Consider the following 15,601-nt stretch of genomic DNA (forward strand, 5'->3'; position numbering starts at 1 on the left):
GGTTGTTTATCCATACATAGGCTTCAAATGTGTTTTTGACGAATGTGACCGATTTTTGTTCAGGGAGTTTGGTAACGACATTCAGAAGATATCGCGTTTCGTATTTGTTGAAGAAATTAAATAATCTGTTTTATAAGGCTGGATCTAGGATTGGATGATCTGGTTGAATGAAAGCTGCAAAGATGGATGACGGCAGAAAAAGATCTGTTTTTTATTTTGTTGTTGACAGAGAAGTTACCTTGTGATAACATTATGTCATAAGTTAGATAACACTAACTTAATCGCAGATTTAATCTCCTCTTTCCTGCGATACTGAACAAGAGGGCTGCGGTCCCGGGTTTTCACTCCTGCTGGACAGGATGAAAATTCCGCAGCTTCCACGAACAGATCATCCTAACCTCTGTATTTCCTAACTATTTCCCCAATTAAAATCCAATCAGGATGATCGGATCAAGGCTTTTCCACGCTGGCAGCGGAGAGCCTTTTTTCTTTCTCCAACGGTTGCCTGCGGGAAGCTGCGGTCATAATGTTGCCTTATGCTAATAAAGTTAGTTAATCTTAACAAAATCCGTTGACATGCCGGGGGACCATGCTAAAATTGTACTGATATAGTTAGAAAGAGGGAGTGGCATGACCTTATTTGATTGTCAGGTTGGCGAAAAGGCGGAGGTTCTCGGCGTCAGCGGGGAACGGGCGATCCGCAAACGTCTGATCGATATGGGAATTACCACAGGCACAGTCCTGTTTATCAGAAAAGTAGCACCGATGGGCGATCCGATCGAGATCCGCTGCCGCGGTTATGAATTATCGCTGCGCAAAGATGAAGCCAAAACGATTGAAGTCAGGAGGGTCGGCTGATGAATTTTAAAGTCGCTCTCGCAGGCAATCCGAACTCCGGAAAAACGACGCTGTTTAACCGGCTGACCGGTTCCAAGCAGCATGTCGGCAACTGGCCGGGCGTTACGATTGAGAAAAAAGAAGGTTCCTTTCAGATTGAGGAGCACGAAATCACGCTGGTCGATCTGCCGGGGATTTATTCGATGTCCGTTTACAGTATGGAGGAAATCGTCGCGCGCGATTTCATCATGGACGAACATCCGGATTTGATTTTAAACATTGTTGACGGTACCAACATCGAGCGCAACCTGTACCTGAGCTTACAGCTGAAAGAACTGGGCATCCCGATGGTCATCGCGGTGAACATGCTTGACGAGCTGAAAGGCAAGGGCATTACGATTGATTTAAAACAGCTGTCGGCGCTGTTAGACACGCCGGTCGTCGCGATCAGCGCAAAAAACGGCAGCGGCATGGCGGAGCTGATCCATGAGCTGGTTCACAACACGCACAGCTCGGTGCTGGACTATGACCCGGCGACGGAAACCATTTTAAAACAGATCAGTGTGATCCGTGAAGCCTGCCAGCACGATCATGTGCACGACAAGTTCTACGCGATGAAAATGCTGGAAAATGATGAGGCAATCGTCCGCGATCTGCGGATGTCCAACGCCCAGTTAGACGAGCTGCACGCCCTGCAGAAGCAGTTCTGCGATCAGCGCGGTCAACAGGAAATCGACATGGCGGTCGCGGATATGCGTTATTCGTTAATTGAAGCGATGATGAAGCAGTGCGTAAAAAAACGCGAAAGCGAAACCTCGGTTTCCGACCGGATCGACATGATCGTCACGAATAAGTATCTCGGGATTCCGGTTTTCTTTCTTATCTTATTTCTGATGTTCATCGTGACCTTTGGCCCGATCGGCGAAGGGCTGAAGGGCTGGGTCGAAATGTTGATCAACGACGTGCTAGCGGAAAATCTGTTAGCGGCGCTGGCTTCGATGGCCGTGGCGCCGTGGGCGCTGGATCTGGTCAACACGGTGATCGGCGGGGTAGGCAGCGTGCTGTCGTTTATGCCCCAGATCATGCTTCTGTTTTTGTTCCTATCGGTGCTGGAAGACAGCGGATATATGTCCCGGGCAGCGTTTCTGATGGATGGAATGCTGCGCAAGATCGGGCTGAACGGCAAGGCGTTCATTCCGATGCTGATGGGCTTTGGCTGTACGGTGCCGGCGGTCATGGCCTCGCGGGTGCTGGAACACGAACAAGACCGCAAGATGACGATTCTGTTGATTCCGTTTATGTCCTGCGGCGCGAAGCTGCCGGTCTATGCCCTGTTTGCCGGGATCTTCTTTCCGGAGCATTCCGGCATCGCGATCTTCAGCATGTATGTATTGGGAATTCTGGTCGCTGTCGGCTGCGGTTTCCTGTTGCGTCACACGGTGTTTAAAGACAATGAATCCACGTTTATTTTAGAGCTGCCGCCGTATCGGATTCCGTCGTTTCAGGTCACGATGATCCACATGTGGCAGAAAGCCAAAGGGTTTCTGATCAAAGCGGGAACGATCATCTTCTCGATGACGGTGCTGTTGTGGGTGCTGACGAATTTCAGCTTCACCTTGCAGCCGGTAACGGATCCTACTTCCAGTATTCTGGGCACTGTCGGCCGCCTGATCGCGCCGCTGCTGATTCCGCTTGGCTTTGGTCACTGGCAGTCGGCAATCGCGCTGATTTCCGGACTGATCGCGAAGGAGAGCGTCGTGTCATCAATGGCGGTCATGTATAACGTCGGCAATGTTTCGCAGCTCGCCGGCGTTCTGACCCGTGTCTTCACGCCAGCCTCGGCGATCGCGTTTATGACGTTCGTGCTGCTTTACGCGCCGTGTGTCGCGGCAATTTCCGCGATTCACTCAGAAGCGGGCAGCTGGAAATATACGCTTAAGTCGATGGGCTTTCAGATCAGCGTGGCGTACTGCGTATCGTTTGTCGTGTACCATGTCGTTTCCTTATTTATATAGGAAAGCAGACGATATTAAAGAATGAAAAGCTGCCGGAGAAGATCCAAAGTTGCGGCGATGGATTTTACCCGCCGAATTTGCGGAGAAAGAAAGCGGTTTAGTTGTCCAAGCTTAAAGGATTTGTTATAATTAACATCAGAAAGCGAGGACCGGATCATTATGGAACGCATTAATGAATCATCAGAAAATTATCTGGAAAGCATATTGATTCTGGAACAGCGCAACCCGAGCGTCAGAATGAGCGATATCGCCGCCATGCTTCATGTCAGCAAGCCCAGTGTCAATAAGGCGATGGGCGTCCTGAAGGATGCCGGATATATTCATCAGGAAGTTTATGGTACGATCCATTTAACCGAGGCCGGCCGGCAATATGCGGAAAAGGTTTACAGCCGGCATGTCTTGTTCAAGCGGTTTTTGACGGAAATGCTTGAGATCGACGAGGCGACGGCAGAGGAAGACGCTTGTCACATGGAACACTGCGTCAGCGATGAAACCATGGATAAACTGCGGATTTTCTTAACCGAAGCTCTGGAACGCAGCGAACAGAAATCAAGTCAATAACGGAAGGAAGCGGCTCAGCGCCGCTTTTCTGTTGCTTATAACAAAGAGATTGTATAAAAAACGCCATGATTTTTTCTGCGGCGTTTTTTGAATAAAGTATTTCTTGTGATCGCGATCCTTGATTTTACTTATGCCCTCTTCACTTTCCGGTAACAGATCGAATCGTGAGGACGACTTGGAAGTTTATTTCGTTGCTTGAATGGAAGCCGCGGCGTGCTGCGCCGCGATTCTTCCAAAGGTCATCGCGTTAGAAATGGTATAGCCGTTGGAATTGGTAACGGTTGTGACTTCGCCTGCGGCATACAAGCCGTCGATGACGCTGCCGTCAATCCGCGTAACCTGAGCGTTTTGGTTTTTGGTGATGCCGCCATGACAAACGCTCGAGAAGAACGTTGTCTTTAACGCGTAGTAAGGACCTGTCGAGATTGGGAACCAGAACTGCGCCGTGCGGCCGTAGTCTTCGTCTTCCATCTTCGCCGCGAAAGAATTCCAGCGATCCACTGTTGCTTTTAAGGCTTCCGCGTCGATTCCGGTTTTCTGCGCCAGCTCATCGAGCGTATCTGCGACGACAACCCCTTCATGATCCTTGGCCGCATCTGCGATCTGCATCATTTCCAGCGACGCCTCATCGGCCAGACTCCAGAAATAATCAACGCCGGTTCTTCCATAAAGATCGACGACGTCATCTTTGATTTCCTGATTCCAGGTCTGCGCCGTTCTTTTCTCATCCATAAAGCGGCGGCCATCCTGACCGACAAAAATGGTAAACATATACGGGAACTGGCTCGTGCGGTTTTCCACTTCGCGCAGATAGACCTGAACCTGATCAAGATTCTGAACGCCGGCGCCCACCGCGGTCGCCATGACCAGGCCATCGCCGGTTTGGTAAGCTAAATTCGACGTCTGGAAATAGCGGTTCTGCTCGGCAACCGCCGCCATTAAATCCCCGTTGGCGCTGTATCCGCCGGTCGCCATGAGCGTCGCCTTGGATTTAATCCGAATTGTTTCGCCATTCTCGTTCACACATTCCGCACCGATGACGCGGCCGTCTTCCATAATTAAAGCGGTGGCTTCCGTATTCAGCCGCACGTCGATGGCGCGGTCCGCAATGGCTTTTTCAAACGGTTCGCGTAAGCCGGAACCTTCGCCTTCTACCAGATGAATAGTCTGGAACGTACCGTAACCGTCTTTGACGATGACTTCCGGCTGGAATTGAACGCCCAGAGTGTCGATCATCCAGTCGATCGTTTTGCCTGCGCTTTCAATCGTTAAACGGGTTAATTCTTCGTCCAGAATGTAGTGCTTTTCCCGCTGCTGCTCCGCAATGATGTCCTCGATGTCGACATGCAGATCCAATGCTTGGGTGACTTGGGTTTCCACACCACCGAAAATGCCCCCGGAGTAAACGGCGGCGCCGCCCAGCATTCCAGTTTTTTCAACGATCATGATGTTTTCAATCCCTTGATCCGCGGCTTCAACCGCACTGGCGATGCCGGCCGCTCCGCCGCCTACGATCAGGTAATCGACTTCCGCGTCAAATTTACCAGACGGGGCCGGTGCTTCCGGCGCGGCGCTGCATCCGGCGAAAAGGAGCGCTGCCAGAAGGGGTAAGAAGATCTTTTTCAGTTTCATCTCTTTTTCCTCTTTTAACTCATCATTGATGAGTCTTTCTTTCTGATTTCAGAATACAACATCCGTTACCGGGACAGTCAAGCCGGATTTTTCTTCCCTTTTTCCGCCTTTGTGATCTTGTTTTTTCGCATTTCTGAACATTTAATTATTATTTTCACATTCTTTCTTGAAAAATCTGTCCTGTACGGGTATGCTTTGGCTGGGGTGATTTTCCATGCGCGTTCAGGAAGTATGCAAGAAAACAGGATTAAGCCGCAAAGCCGTTCATTTCTACATTCAGGAAGGATTAGTCAGACCCGCTAAGAATCAGAATGGTTATTATGATTTAAGCGAGGCGGACGTGAAGACCTTGGAAATTATTCAGCGCCTGCGGCAGCTGGATCTTCCCATCGAAGTCATCCATGAGGCGTTTCGCTATCCGATCTCATTGAATTTCTTCCTTCATCGCCATGTCTACCAGCGTAAACAGAAAATCAATGAAATGGCAGCACAGCTGGAAGTGATCCGGTATATTCTCGAACGCATTCCCTGCAACGCGACGCCGGATCTGCTTTTGAAGCTGCCGCGCCAGCATTTTGATCCGCTGCCTCCCAACCATCTGGCAGATTCGCTGGGGGTAGTTTCGGATGCGCGGATGATCGCGATTTTGTTGTTAGCGCCTTTTTTGGATATTGAAGTGGATCCGTACCGGCAATTTTTGTGGGATCGGATTTCGTCTGAGCTGAGACTGCAGTTTAAAGAGAATCTAACCGTTCTGCAGCAGCTGATTTACCATCTGAGCGCGCAGCAGATCCAGCGGTCGACGGAGGCGCAGTATGCGCTGTTTCTGAGGCTGTCGCAGGGTGATTCGCTGGAGCCTTTTGAAGCGGAGCTTTTAAATCAATGCCGTCTTCTGAATGAAGACGAGCAGCTTCAGGTGGTCTGGGTGCTGCTGTATGAGCTGATCCTGCGCCCGACCCTGGAATTTTATCAGAGTGCGCTGCTGGGCCTGATGATGGAGTTCAGCGATCGTTTCACATTGTGCATGCGCCGGCTGGAAGCGATATTGAAGAACATTCAGGAAGATCCCGCGCCGCTTCCGCTGATCGAACGGCTGAAGACAACGCTGCACGGGAAATTTGAGTTAGGGCAAGGTCTGAATTCTGATCTGTTTCTGGTTTATACCTTTAGCTGCAGTTTGTTTTCCAGCTGCACTGTTGAGCAGCTGCAGGAGTGGCTGAAGCCGTCATCTTATTAAAAGACCTGTTTCCAGAGGAGGAAGAACCGGCCGTCGATGCTGAATTAGATAAAGGAAGGATTGGGACAGGAAGCTTTTCCGTTATTTTTTTGCCGGCTGAGGAATAAACGCGGCAGTGCGGGGTATATAAAAAAGAGCTGGAAAATGAAGAAAATCAACAAATGCAACGCCTGAGTCAGTGGATTGCGGAGAAAATGGAAAAGAAATGCGTAATTTCTAAAAAGGTTGTTCTTTTCTCGTTGACAATTCACCGATTATCCGCTAGAATTAACCTCGCTTAGCTACGAATAAGGGTTTCCTATGCGGAAACTTATATTTATGCCAAGAAATGGCACGCTTGGAAGTGTGTGCTTGAAAAGATCGAAAGGAGAAAAACCATGCCAACGATTAATCAGTTAGTCCGCAAGGGCCGTGAGAACAAGGTTTGGAAATCGAAGTCCCCGGCTTTAAACAGAGGTTACAACAGCCTGCAGCGTCAGGCCACCACCATCGCATCTCCACAGAAGAGAGGCGTCTGCACCCGTGTCGGTACCATGACACCGAAAAAGCCGAACTCGGCGCTGCGTAAATACGCGCGTGTTCGTCTCAGCAACGGAATGGAAGTTACAGCTTATATCCCAGGAATCGGTCACAACCTGCAGGAGCACAGTGTTGTTCTGATCCGCGGCGGCCGTGTTAAGGACCTCCCAGGTGTCCGTTACCACATCATCCGCGGAACTCTGGACTGCGCCGGCGTTGCCAACCGGAATCAGAGCCGTTCTCTGTACGGGGCAAAGAAGCCGAAAGCTAAGAAATAAGGAGGGAATAACACATGCCAAGAAAAGGTTATATTGCGAAGAGAGATGTATTGGTTGATCCAATTTACAATTCGAAACTGGTCACTCGCTTAATCAACAAGCTGATGCTGGACGGCAAGAAGAACGTCGCTCAGGATATCCTGTACAACGCTTTCGATATCGTCGAAGCGAAGACGGGACGTCAGCCGATGGAAGTCTTTGAACAGGCTCTGTCCAACATCATGCCGCTGCTGGAACTGAAGGTTCGTCGTGTCGGCGGCGCCAACTATCAGGTACCAATCGAAGTTTCTTCTGAAAGAAGACTGACGCTGGGTCTGCGCTGGCTGGTTAACTACAGCCGTCTGCGCCATGAAAAGACCATGGAACAGCGCCTGGCTGCGGAAATCATGGATGCGGCCAACGGCACTGGGGCTTCCGTCAAGAAGAAGGAAGATACCCACAAGATGGCCGAAGCCAACAAGGCCTTCGCTCATTACCGCTGGTAAGCGGCTGCAGAATCTGCAGAGTTACGAAAGGAGAAATTTATGGCTCGTGAATTTTCGCTAGAAAATACCCGTAATATCGGAATCATGGCTCACATTGATGCTGGCAAGACCACCACAACGGAACGTATCCTTTATTACACCGGAAAAACTCATAAACTGGGAGAAACCCATGACGGCGCTTCTCAGATGGACTGGATGGCGCAGGAACAGGAACGTGGCATCACGATCACTTCCGCCGCCACCACCGCTTCCTGGAAAGGTCACCGCATCAACATCATCGATACTCCGGGTCACGTCGACTTCACGGTTGAAGTTGAACGTTCCCTGCGTGTCTTAGACGGCGCGGTTACGGTTCTGGATGCGAAAGCAGGCGTCGAGCCGCAGACGGAAACCGTTTGGCGTCAGGCGTCAAACTACAAGGTCCCGCGGATCGTCTTCTGTAATAAAATGGATGCGACCGGCGCAGACTTCATGATGTCGGTTCGCAGCATCAGCGATCGTTTAGGCGCGAAAGCGGCGGCGATCCAATTGCCGATCGGTGCGGAAAACACATTCCGCGGCATCATCGACCTGCTGGAAATGAACGCGATCTTCTATGCGGATGATCTGGGAACCAAGATGGAAGTCAAGGAAATCCCGGCGGATATGCTGGAACAGGCGCAGCAGCTGCGGGCTGAACTGATCGAAAAAGCAGCGGATTACGATGATGAACTGATGATGAAGGTATTGGAAGGCGAAGAGCCGACGATTCCTGAAATCAAAGCGGCGATCCGTAAGGGCGTCTGCTCCTCGGAGTTCTTCCCGGTTCTGTGCGGTTCCGCTTATAAGAACAAGGGCGTACAGCTGATGCTGGATGCGGTTATTGATTACCTGCCTTCCCCGCTGGATATCCCGGCGATCCAGGGTCACCTGGAAGACGGCACGCAGGAAGCTCGTCACGCAGACGATAAAGAACCGTTCTCGGCGCTGGCCTTCAAGGTCGCGACGGACCCGTTCGTCGGCCGTCTGACTTACTTCCGCGTTTACTCGGGTATGGCAACTGCGGGTTCCTATGTCCTCAACGCGACGAAGGATACCCGTGAACGTTTCGGCCGTATCGTTCAGATGCACGCGAACCACCGTGCGGAAATCACGGAAGTTTACGCGGGCGATATCGCGGCGGCAGTCGGCTTAAAGGCCACGACGACCGGCGATACGCTGTGCGATGAAAAAGCGCCGATCGTTCTGGAATCCATGGTGTTCCCGGAACCGGTTATCCAGATGTCTGTCGAACCGAAGACCAAAGCGGACTCCGATAAGATGGGCCTGGCGTTAGCGAAGCTGGCGGAAGAAGATCCGACGTTCAAGACGTATACGGATGAAGAAACCGGCCAGACGATCATCGCCGGTATGGGCGAGCTGCACCTCGACATCATCGTCGACCGGATGCGCCGTGAATTCAAGGTGGACTGCAACGTCGGTGCGCCGCAGGTTGCTTACCGTGAAACCATCCGTCAGGAAGCTGAATGTGAAGGTAAGTTTGTTCGTCAGTCCGGCGGCCGCGGCCAGTATGGTCACGTCTGGATCCGGTTTGCCCCGAACGAAGAAGGCAAGGGCTTTGAGTTTGTCGACGGCATCGTCGGCGGCACCGTTCCGCGCGAATACATTAAGCCGACTCAGGAAGGCCTGGAAGCTGCCCTGAACAACGGTTTAGTCGCCGGTTACCCGGTTGTCGATATCAAGGCTACGCTGTTCGACGGTTCTTACCATGAAGTCGACTCGTCTGAAATGGCGTTTAAGATCGCAGCTTCAATGGCCTTGAAAGAAGCGGCGAAGAAATGTAAGCCGGTTCTGCTGGAACCGATCATGTCGGTTGAAGTTACAGCACCAAACGAATACCTCGGCAGCGTGATGGGCGACATCACCAAGCGCCGCGGTCAGATCCGCGATCAGGAAGAACGTGCCAACGCGATCGTTGTCCGCGCTTTCGTACCGCTGTCTGAAATGTTCGGCTATTCCACGGACCTGCGTTCGTTTACCCAGGGCCGCGGCAACTATGTAATGCAGATGGACCACTATTCAGAAGTCCCGAAGAGCATTGCTGAAAAAATCGCCAAGAAAAACGCTTCCGCTGAGTAATCTGACCTTGATTTCTTCGGACGTTTATCTTAAAATAGACTTGGCTAATTGAATGGAAAATTAGGAGGAATTTGCAAAATGGCAAAAGCAAAATTTGACAGATCTAAAGAGCATGTCAATATCGGCACCATCGGTCACGTTGACCATGGTAAAACTACACTGACAGCCGCTATTACAAACCACCTGGCAAAGAACGGTATGGCGGAAGCGAAAGCTTACGACCAGATCGACGGCGCACCGGAAGAGAAGCAGCGCGGTATTACAATCAACACAGCTCACGTTGAATACCAGACTGAAACTCGCCACTACGCTCACGTTGACTGCCCGGGCCACGCTGACTACATCAAGAACATGATCACAGGTGCGGCTCAGATGGACGGCGCGATCCTGGTTGTTGCGGCAACTGACGGACCGATGCCTCAGACACGTGAACACATCCTGCTGGCTCGCCAGGTAGGCGTTCCTGCAATCGTTGTATTCCTGAACAAGTGCGACATGGTCGACGATGAAGAACTGATCGACCTGGTTGAAATGGAAGTTCGCGAACTGCTGAGCGAATATGGCTTTGACGGCGAAAACGCTCCGGTTATCCGCGGTTCCGCTTTAAAGGCTCTGGAAGGCGATCCGGCTTGGGAGGGCAAGATCGACGAACTGATGGCTGCGGTTGACAGCTACGTACCGACTCCGGAACGTGACGCTGACAAGCCGTTCCTGATGGCTGTCGAAGACGTCTTCACGATCACAGGCCGTGGTACTGTTGCGACAGGCCGTGTTGAACGTGGTATCCTGAAGCTGGGCGAAGAAGTTGAAATCGTTGGTATCCATGATTCCAAGAAGACGGTTGTTACCGGTATCGAAATGTTCCGTAAACTGCTGGACTTCGCTGAAGCGGGCGATAACATCGGCGCACTGCTGCGTGGCGTTAACCGTGATGAAGTACAGCGTGGACAGGTCCTGGCGAAGCCGGGAAGCGTTCATCCGCACACGGAATTCAAGGCTCAGGTTTACGTTCTGACGAAGGAAGAAGGCGGACGTCATACACCGTTCGTTTCCAACTACCGTCCTCAGTTCTACTTCCGTACAACGGACGTTACAGGCGTCATCAAACTGCCGGAAGGCGTTGAAATGTGCATGCCGGGCGACAACGTTGAAATGACGGTTGAACTGATCGCTCCGATCGCCGTTGAACAGGGAACAAAGTTCTCTATCCGTGAAGGCGGCCGTACCGTTGGTTCCGGAAACGTTATCGAAATCATTAAATAAGTTTCGGTCATCGTTAAAAAATTCCTGAAAAGAGATCCCTTGCGGATCTCTTTTTGCGTTTGGGAAACGGCGATGGTATAATAAAAAACAGGAGAAAACCCGTATGAAACCATTCCGACATGATTACATTACTTCTCAAGTTCTGCGTTTTCATCAGACGGCGCTGCGGTATTCCGCTTCTGCCTTGAGCGTTGTCGCGATTTTGGAAGGCTGTGCCCAGGTGAAGCGGTTCAGCCGTCTGAGTGAAATGAGCGCCGGGGATGTTTTTTTTGTGAATGCCGGGGAAGTATGGGCCATGACATCGCGCGAAGGCTGTACGGCCTTGTGTGTAGAGATTGAAACCGCACTGCTGCCGCAGGTCAGCTATCCCTATGCCGACCGTGTTCAGCTGGTGGATTCGTTAGTCGATCCCGATCAGACCCGCGAGGTATCGCTGGTTTACCGCGACTGTATTTTCTTAAAGGATATTTTGGAAACCTATGCTTTGTTCAATCAGAAAGAAAAAGCAAGTCAGCGGCCGTTAATGGAAGAAAAGCTCGGTCTGACGCTGGTCATGGAATATAATGTTCAAAATGAAGTCAACCGGCAGTTTCGGGCGGTCAGCGAAGATAAATTTGTGCGGTATTACCGGATACTGGATTATATTGTAACGCATCTGGAGGAGAAGCTATCGCTGCAGCAGGCCGCAGACGCCGAGAAAATGCAGAAAAGTTATTTTGCCCAGTTGTGGAAACAGAACGACAACATGACGTTTCTGGAATGCGTCAGCCGCTGCCGGCTGCGGGAAGCGGAGCGCCGGCTGTTGTTTACGGCAGAAAGCAACGCCGGGATCTGCAAGGCGTGCGGTTTTTCCGACTCCAAATATTTTTACCGCAATTTCCAGCAGGAATTCCAGATGACGCCGAGTCAGTGGAAAAGCCGGTGGACCCAAGGGCGCTGTCCGGACGAGGAAAGGCTGCCGTTAACGGAAGGTCTGCGCTGCGTCGCGGTTCAGCAGCGGCAGTTGGATTATGTGAAAACGGATACCCGTCTGTACCAGCAGTATCTGTGGCTACGCGAAGGTCCTGAAGCAAAAGCGGCGGCGCTGGAGCTGAAGCTTGATCTGTATCATCCTGATAATGTCCTGATGCTTGGGCAGCAGCGGGTTCTGACGTGGTATGGTTTCGACTTGTTGATGAATATCGTCCGCCAGCGCCAGCTGAGCGTGACGCTGCAGCTGCGGATGGATTGTCTGCTTGAATCGCAGGATCAGCAGGAGTTTGAAGAATTGATCGCCCAGGTCTATGCCCGGCTGGGAACCCGGGTCACGAAAAACTGGAAATTTGAGCTGGCCTGCCGTTCTGAGCGGGAATTGGATCAGGCTGAAAAGCTCTGCGGCTGGCTGCAAAAGAAGCTGCCAACCTGTAAGGCGGTCTGCGTTTTAACGTGAATGGTCAATATATCAAAAAATAAAATGGTAAAAATATAAATAAACGCTATACAAATTCCGGACGACTTGTTATAATAATCTCACAAAGGAGAAACGGGGTATGAAGATAGGAATTGCCGAGATCATCGTGATCTGCGTGATCGCGTTGGTGGCCTTAGGACCGGAGAAGCTTCCGATCTACGCGAAAAAGCTGGGGGCGTCGCTGAAAGAAGTCAAGAAAGTGACAGGCGATCTGTCCAAGGACATCCGCGAGAATATCGTTGAACCGCTCGATGAAGCGAGCGCGCCGTTAAAGGAAGCGATTGAACCGATCGTGTCGCTGAAAGAGGATGTCAACAAGTCGATTGACGACGTGACAAAATCGTTCAAGTCGATTGGCAAGCCGGCGAAGAAAGAAGAAGCCAAGCCGGAGGTTATCGAAGCGGAAGTGACCGAAACCGCCGCCGCGGAAGTTGAAACACAGGCCGTTGCGGAAACGGCTGAAGAAACGCCGTCGTTAGCGGAAACGTATACCGGCCGCAAAGCACCGCGCCGTCAGCGTCCAGCTGCGAAAACCGCGGGCCGCCGCTCGCATAACGCGTAATTTATTTATTAAAAATCAGGAGGGAAAAATCATGTTTGGAAAATTGGGAACCACAGAGTTATTAGTCATCTTAGTGATCGTCATTGTTATTTTTGGTCCGAAGCAGCTGCCGAAGCTGAGCAAAATGTTTGGCAAGACGATTAAGAACTTTAAGGAAGGCATGTCCGATAATAAGGATTCCGACAAGTCTGACGACGAAGAATAAGCAGTATGGCGAAGCATAAACAGAAACAGGAACAAGAGAATGAAGAAGCGGTCATGTCGCTGACCGGACATCTGAAGGAACTGCGCAACCGGATTCTGATCGTGATCGCGGTTCTGTTCGCTGGCTTACTGATCTGTTTCAACTACGCGGGGCCGATTGTTAACCTGTTGACGGAACAGGGAACGGAGCTGGGCTATCAGTTCGTTTACCTTTCGCCGCAGGCGCTGTTCATGCAGTATATCAAGGTCGCACTGATCGGTGCGGTCTGCCTCGGTTCGCCGGTGATCCTGTATGAAATCTGGGCGTTTATTCGTCCGGGCCTGGAACGCAAGGAAAACTTCGTGTTCTTCTTCGCGATGGTCGCCGGTTTGTTTTTCTTTGTTCTCGGCGCCGGGTTTGCTTACAAGATCGCGCTGCCGTTCATGTTGTATTTCTTCATTCATGTCAACGCCTCGACGTCGATCATCGCGTCGATTTCCATTGAAAGCTATCTCAGCTTCATCATGACGATTTTTATCACCTTCGGCGCGGTGTTTGAAATGCCGGTTGTGACGGTGATTCTGACCCAGCTGGGGCTGATGCGGCCGGAATGGATGATCAAGGGCCGCTCGGTAGTGATCGTCGTCATCTTCATTGTCGCTGCGATCATTACGCCGCCGGATGTCGTGTCGCAGATCATGATCGCCCTGCCGATGCTGCTGCTGTATCAGTTGAGCATCTGGCTGTGCCGGATTTTCCGCAAGCGTAAAATTGCCGGGAATGAAGACGAAGACGAGGATGAGGAAGAAACGAAGGCATCAAAACAGGCATAAGCCGTCATTCTCAAACCAGATCAGGAGCAATCCTGATCTTTTTTTGAAAATTCTCGAAATCTGCCACAATCCTAGGAATTTTCTCAGTCTTCGTGTAAAATGAAATCAGAATGGGGGAGATTTTTATGTTTGTACGCGCAGAATTGAAACGCCGGGCGAAAGAGGTATTGAGCCGGAAATATTTAAAACTGTTTGTCGCCTGTTTGCTTTTGTATTGGCTGGGGAATGGGATTGGGAATTTTAAGATCTTTCAGATCAACTTCAATTTCAGCGGACCGACAGCGCAGTGGCTGGACGCCATGACGATTACCTTGTTTGGCAAGACCTATTCCGGGTTGAGTTCTTTAATGACGCTGTTTGGTCCGCTGGTTCTGATGTATACGCTGCTTTCGGCGGCTGTTGCGGCGCTGATCCGGCTGATCGTGCTGAATCCGCTGAGCTTCGGTTTGATGAATTATATGAAAAAGGCGTCCACAGATGAGGAAAACGCCAACGATGTATTCCGTTGCTTCAATCAATGGGAAGACTTGAAACGGGTGGCGCTGACCGGTTTCTGGCGGGATCTGATCGTGTTTCTGTACTCGCTGTTGTTTGTTATTCCGGGGATCGTTAAATCGTACAGCTATCGGTTTGTGCCGTATTTGACTGAGGATGAACCGGATCTTGATCCGCAGCAGATCCTGGCGCTTTCCCAGGAAATGACGCAGGGGATCAAGCTGGATCTGTTTGTGCTGGATCTTTCCTTCTTTTTATGGTATTTATTAGGGGCGGTTACGTTTAATATCGGCACGTATTTCATCCGGCCTTATATCAACCAGACGGATGCGGAGTGCTATCTGGAAGTGCGTAATCAATATTATGGAGGAACGCATGAGAACTGGGATTAAAGGAATTTTGTTTGATTTGGACAACACGCTGATCGACCGGCAGGCAGCTGCTGACGCCAAGGTCAGAAAATTAGTGGACGAGCTGTTTCCGCAGCTGCGGGATGAACCGGTGGAGCGGGAAAATATCGTTCAGAAGCTGCTGACCTGGGATGAATATGGTTCAATTCCAAAGATTCACATGTATTCGATGCTGGCAAAGGAATACGGTATCAGCCAGGAACAGGTCGACGCGCTGTGCAAGGACTGGAATGATACATTCGGCGATTACACTGTCGTATTTCCGCAGGCGCGCAGAGTCGTGGAGCAGCTGAAGAAAAAATATAAGGTGGGCATCGTCACCAACGGCATTTCGCCAATGCAGCGGCGTAAGCTGGAATTGTGCGGTCTGGCAGACCTTTTTGAGGTGATCGTTGTTTCCGGCGAATTTAAGGCCCATAAACCGGATGTGGAAATCTTTCTGGAAGGGGCGCGCCAGCTGGAGCTGCCGCCGGAGGAAATCGCGTTTGTCGGCGATACGTTCGCTACCGATATCATCGGCGCCTACCGGGCAGGCATGCAGCCCATCTGGATTTTCGCGAATCCCGGCCAGCAATGCCAGGCAGATCTGCCGCGGATTTACCGGATTGAGGAATTGCTCGATCTGTTATAAGCCGAGGACTTGAATAAAACAGGCAGGAGAAAGCGGATTCGGATCGCAAGAATCAAGGCTGGAACCTGGCCTTTTTCTTTTTTTGAGGGAA

General features: G+C 51.0%; 15 protein-coding genes. 14 read left to right on the forward strand and 1 reads right to left on the reverse strand.

Features of this window, described 5'->3' with window-relative positions:
- The first annotated feature begins 630 nt into the window (after positions 1-630).
- From HOLDEFILI_RS05560 to HOLDEFILI_RS05570, 3 genes are all read left to right on the forward strand, one after another.
- Positions 631-858 carry a FeoA family protein gene (locus tag HOLDEFILI_RS05560; protein WP_006058537.1) on the forward strand — a complete coding sequence of 76 codons (228 nt, stop codon included), beginning with the start codon at positions 631-633 and terminating at the stop codon, positions 856-858.
- Positions 858-2,852 (forward strand): ferrous iron transport protein B, encoded by a 1,995-nt coding sequence (gene feoB, locus HOLDEFILI_RS05565; RefSeq protein ID WP_006058538.1) that lies wholly within the window; start codon positions 858-860, stop codon positions 2,850-2,852. Before HOLDEFILI_RS05560 ends, feoB begins: the two co-directional genes overlap by 1 nt.
- Positions 2,853-3,011: 159 nt before the next feature.
- Positions 3,012-3,413, forward strand: a complete 402-nt coding sequence (locus HOLDEFILI_RS05570; protein ID WP_006058539.1) for a metal-dependent transcriptional regulator — start codon at positions 3,012-3,014, stop codon at positions 3,411-3,413.
- A 183-nt stretch (positions 3,414-3,596) separates the two neighbouring features.
- On the opposite strand, the gene HOLDEFILI_RS05575 is transcribed toward HOLDEFILI_RS05570, so the two are convergent.
- On the reverse strand, positions 3,597-5,045 hold the full coding sequence (locus HOLDEFILI_RS05575; RefSeq protein WP_006058540.1) for an FAD-dependent oxidoreductase: 1,449 nt from the start codon (positions 5,043-5,045) through the stop codon (positions 3,597-3,599).
- 214 nt (positions 5,046-5,259) lie between these two features.
- On the opposite strand from HOLDEFILI_RS05575, the gene HOLDEFILI_RS05580 reads away from it, so the two are divergent.
- The 11 genes from HOLDEFILI_RS05580 to HOLDEFILI_RS05630 all read left to right on the forward strand — a co-directional run bounded on the left by HOLDEFILI_RS05580 (position 5,260) and on the right by HOLDEFILI_RS05630 (position 15,510).
- A complete protein-coding gene (locus HOLDEFILI_RS05580; protein ID WP_006058541.1) occupies positions 5,260-6,282 on the forward strand; it encodes a MerR family transcriptional regulator in 1,023 nt (340 codons plus the stop codon).
- Between the two features lie 377 nt (positions 6,283-6,659).
- On the forward strand, positions 6,660-7,079 hold the full coding sequence (rpsL, locus tag HOLDEFILI_RS05585; protein WP_039864122.1) for a 30S ribosomal protein S12: 420 nt from the start codon (positions 6,660-6,662) through the stop codon (positions 7,077-7,079).
- A gap of 14 nt (positions 7,080-7,093) precedes the next feature.
- Complete coding sequence (gene rpsG / locus HOLDEFILI_RS05590; RefSeq protein ID WP_006058545.1) at positions 7,094-7,564, forward strand: 30S ribosomal protein S7; 471 nt, start codon at positions 7,094-7,096, stop codon at positions 7,562-7,564.
- Positions 7,565-7,603: 39 nt separating this feature from the next.
- Positions 7,604-9,682, forward strand: a complete 2,079-nt coding sequence (gene fusA / locus HOLDEFILI_RS05595) for an elongation factor G (RefSeq protein ID WP_006058546.1) — start codon at positions 7,604-7,606, stop codon at positions 9,680-9,682.
- 78 nt (positions 9,683-9,760) lie between these two features.
- Positions 9,761-10,945: an elongation factor Tu gene (gene tuf / locus HOLDEFILI_RS05600; RefSeq protein WP_006058547.1), complete on the forward strand. Its 1,185-nt coding sequence runs from the start codon at positions 9,761-9,763 to the stop codon at positions 10,943-10,945.
- 103 nt (positions 10,946-11,048) lie between these two features.
- Complete coding sequence (locus HOLDEFILI_RS05605) at positions 11,049-12,374, forward strand: helix-turn-helix domain-containing protein (RefSeq protein WP_006058548.1); 1,326 nt, start codon at positions 11,049-11,051, stop codon at positions 12,372-12,374.
- Positions 12,375-12,474: 100 nt separating this feature from the next.
- Positions 12,475-12,957, forward strand: a complete 483-nt coding sequence (locus tag HOLDEFILI_RS05610) for a Sec-independent protein translocase subunit TatA/TatB (protein WP_006058549.1) — start codon at positions 12,475-12,477, stop codon at positions 12,955-12,957.
- A gap of 31 nt (positions 12,958-12,988) precedes the next feature.
- Positions 12,989-13,162 (forward strand): twin-arginine translocase TatA/TatE family subunit, encoded by a 174-nt coding sequence (gene tatA / locus HOLDEFILI_RS05615; protein WP_006058550.1) that lies wholly within the window; start codon positions 12,989-12,991, stop codon positions 13,160-13,162.
- A gap of 5 nt (positions 13,163-13,167) precedes the next feature.
- Positions 13,168-13,974 carry a twin-arginine translocase subunit TatC gene (tatC, locus tag HOLDEFILI_RS05620; protein ID WP_006058551.1) on the forward strand — a complete coding sequence of 269 codons (807 nt, stop codon included), beginning with the start codon at positions 13,168-13,170 and terminating at the stop codon, positions 13,972-13,974.
- A gap of 125 nt (positions 13,975-14,099) precedes the next feature.
- A complete protein-coding gene (locus tag HOLDEFILI_RS18255; RefSeq protein ID WP_050766927.1) occupies positions 14,100-14,861 on the forward strand; it encodes a DUF975 family protein in 762 nt (253 codons plus the stop codon).
- Positions 14,845-15,510 (forward strand): HAD family hydrolase, encoded by a 666-nt coding sequence (locus HOLDEFILI_RS05630; protein WP_006058553.1) that lies wholly within the window; start codon positions 14,845-14,847, stop codon positions 15,508-15,510. The genes HOLDEFILI_RS18255 and HOLDEFILI_RS05630 overlap by 17 nt, the downstream gene beginning before the upstream one ends.
- Positions 15,511-15,601: the final 91 nt, after the last annotated feature.

It is taken from the genome of Holdemania filiformis DSM 12042 (assembly GCF_000157995.1).
Taxonomy (GTDB): Bacteria; Bacillota_I; Bacilli_A; order Erysipelotrichales; family Erysipelotrichaceae; genus Holdemania; species Holdemania filiformis.

What these genes read in the sequence shown, in the direction of transcription:
- HOLDEFILI_RS05610 (WP_006058549.1), top strand. Translation starts at nt 12,475, where the DNA reads ATGAAGATAGGAATTGCCGAGATCATCGTGATCTGCGTGATCGCGTTG.
- tatC (WP_006058551.1), top strand. Translation starts at nt 13,168, where the DNA reads ATGGCGAAGCATAAACAGAAACAGGAACAAGAGAATGAAGAAGCGGTC.
- HOLDEFILI_RS05580 (WP_006058541.1), top strand. Translation starts at nt 5,260, where the DNA reads ATGCGCGTTCAGGAAGTATGCAAGAAAACAGGATTAAGCCGCAAAGCC.
- HOLDEFILI_RS05575 (WP_006058540.1), bottom strand. Translation starts at nt 5,045, where the DNA reads ATGAAACTGAAAAAGATCTTCTTACCCCTTCTGGCAGCGCTCCTTTTC.
- feoB (WP_006058538.1), top strand. Translation starts at nt 858, where the DNA reads ATGAATTTTAAAGTCGCTCTCGCAGGCAATCCGAACTCCGGAAAAACG.
- rpsG (WP_006058545.1), top strand. Translation starts at nt 7,094, where the DNA reads ATGCCAAGAAAAGGTTATATTGCGAAGAGAGATGTATTGGTTGATCCA.
- HOLDEFILI_RS05560 (WP_006058537.1), top strand. Translation starts at nt 631, where the DNA reads ATGACCTTATTTGATTGTCAGGTTGGCGAAAAGGCGGAGGTTCTCGGC.
- tatA (WP_006058550.1), top strand. Translation starts at nt 12,989, where the DNA reads ATGTTTGGAAAATTGGGAACCACAGAGTTATTAGTCATCTTAGTGATC.
- HOLDEFILI_RS05605 (WP_006058548.1), top strand. Translation starts at nt 11,049, where the DNA reads ATGAAACCATTCCGACATGATTACATTACTTCTCAAGTTCTGCGTTTT.
- HOLDEFILI_RS18255 (WP_050766927.1), top strand. Translation starts at nt 14,100, where the DNA reads ATGTTTGTACGCGCAGAATTGAAACGCCGGGCGAAAGAGGTATTGAGC.
- fusA (WP_006058546.1), top strand. Translation starts at nt 7,604, where the DNA reads ATGGCTCGTGAATTTTCGCTAGAAAATACCCGTAATATCGGAATCATG.
- HOLDEFILI_RS05630 (WP_006058553.1), top strand. Translation starts at nt 14,845, where the DNA reads ATGAGAACTGGGATTAAAGGAATTTTGTTTGATTTGGACAACACGCTG.
- tuf (WP_006058547.1), top strand. Translation starts at nt 9,761, where the DNA reads ATGGCAAAAGCAAAATTTGACAGATCTAAAGAGCATGTCAATATCGGC.
- rpsL (WP_039864122.1), top strand. Translation starts at nt 6,660, where the DNA reads ATGCCAACGATTAATCAGTTAGTCCGCAAGGGCCGTGAGAACAAGGTT.
- HOLDEFILI_RS05570 (WP_006058539.1), top strand. Translation starts at nt 3,012, where the DNA reads ATGGAACGCATTAATGAATCATCAGAAAATTATCTGGAAAGCATATTG.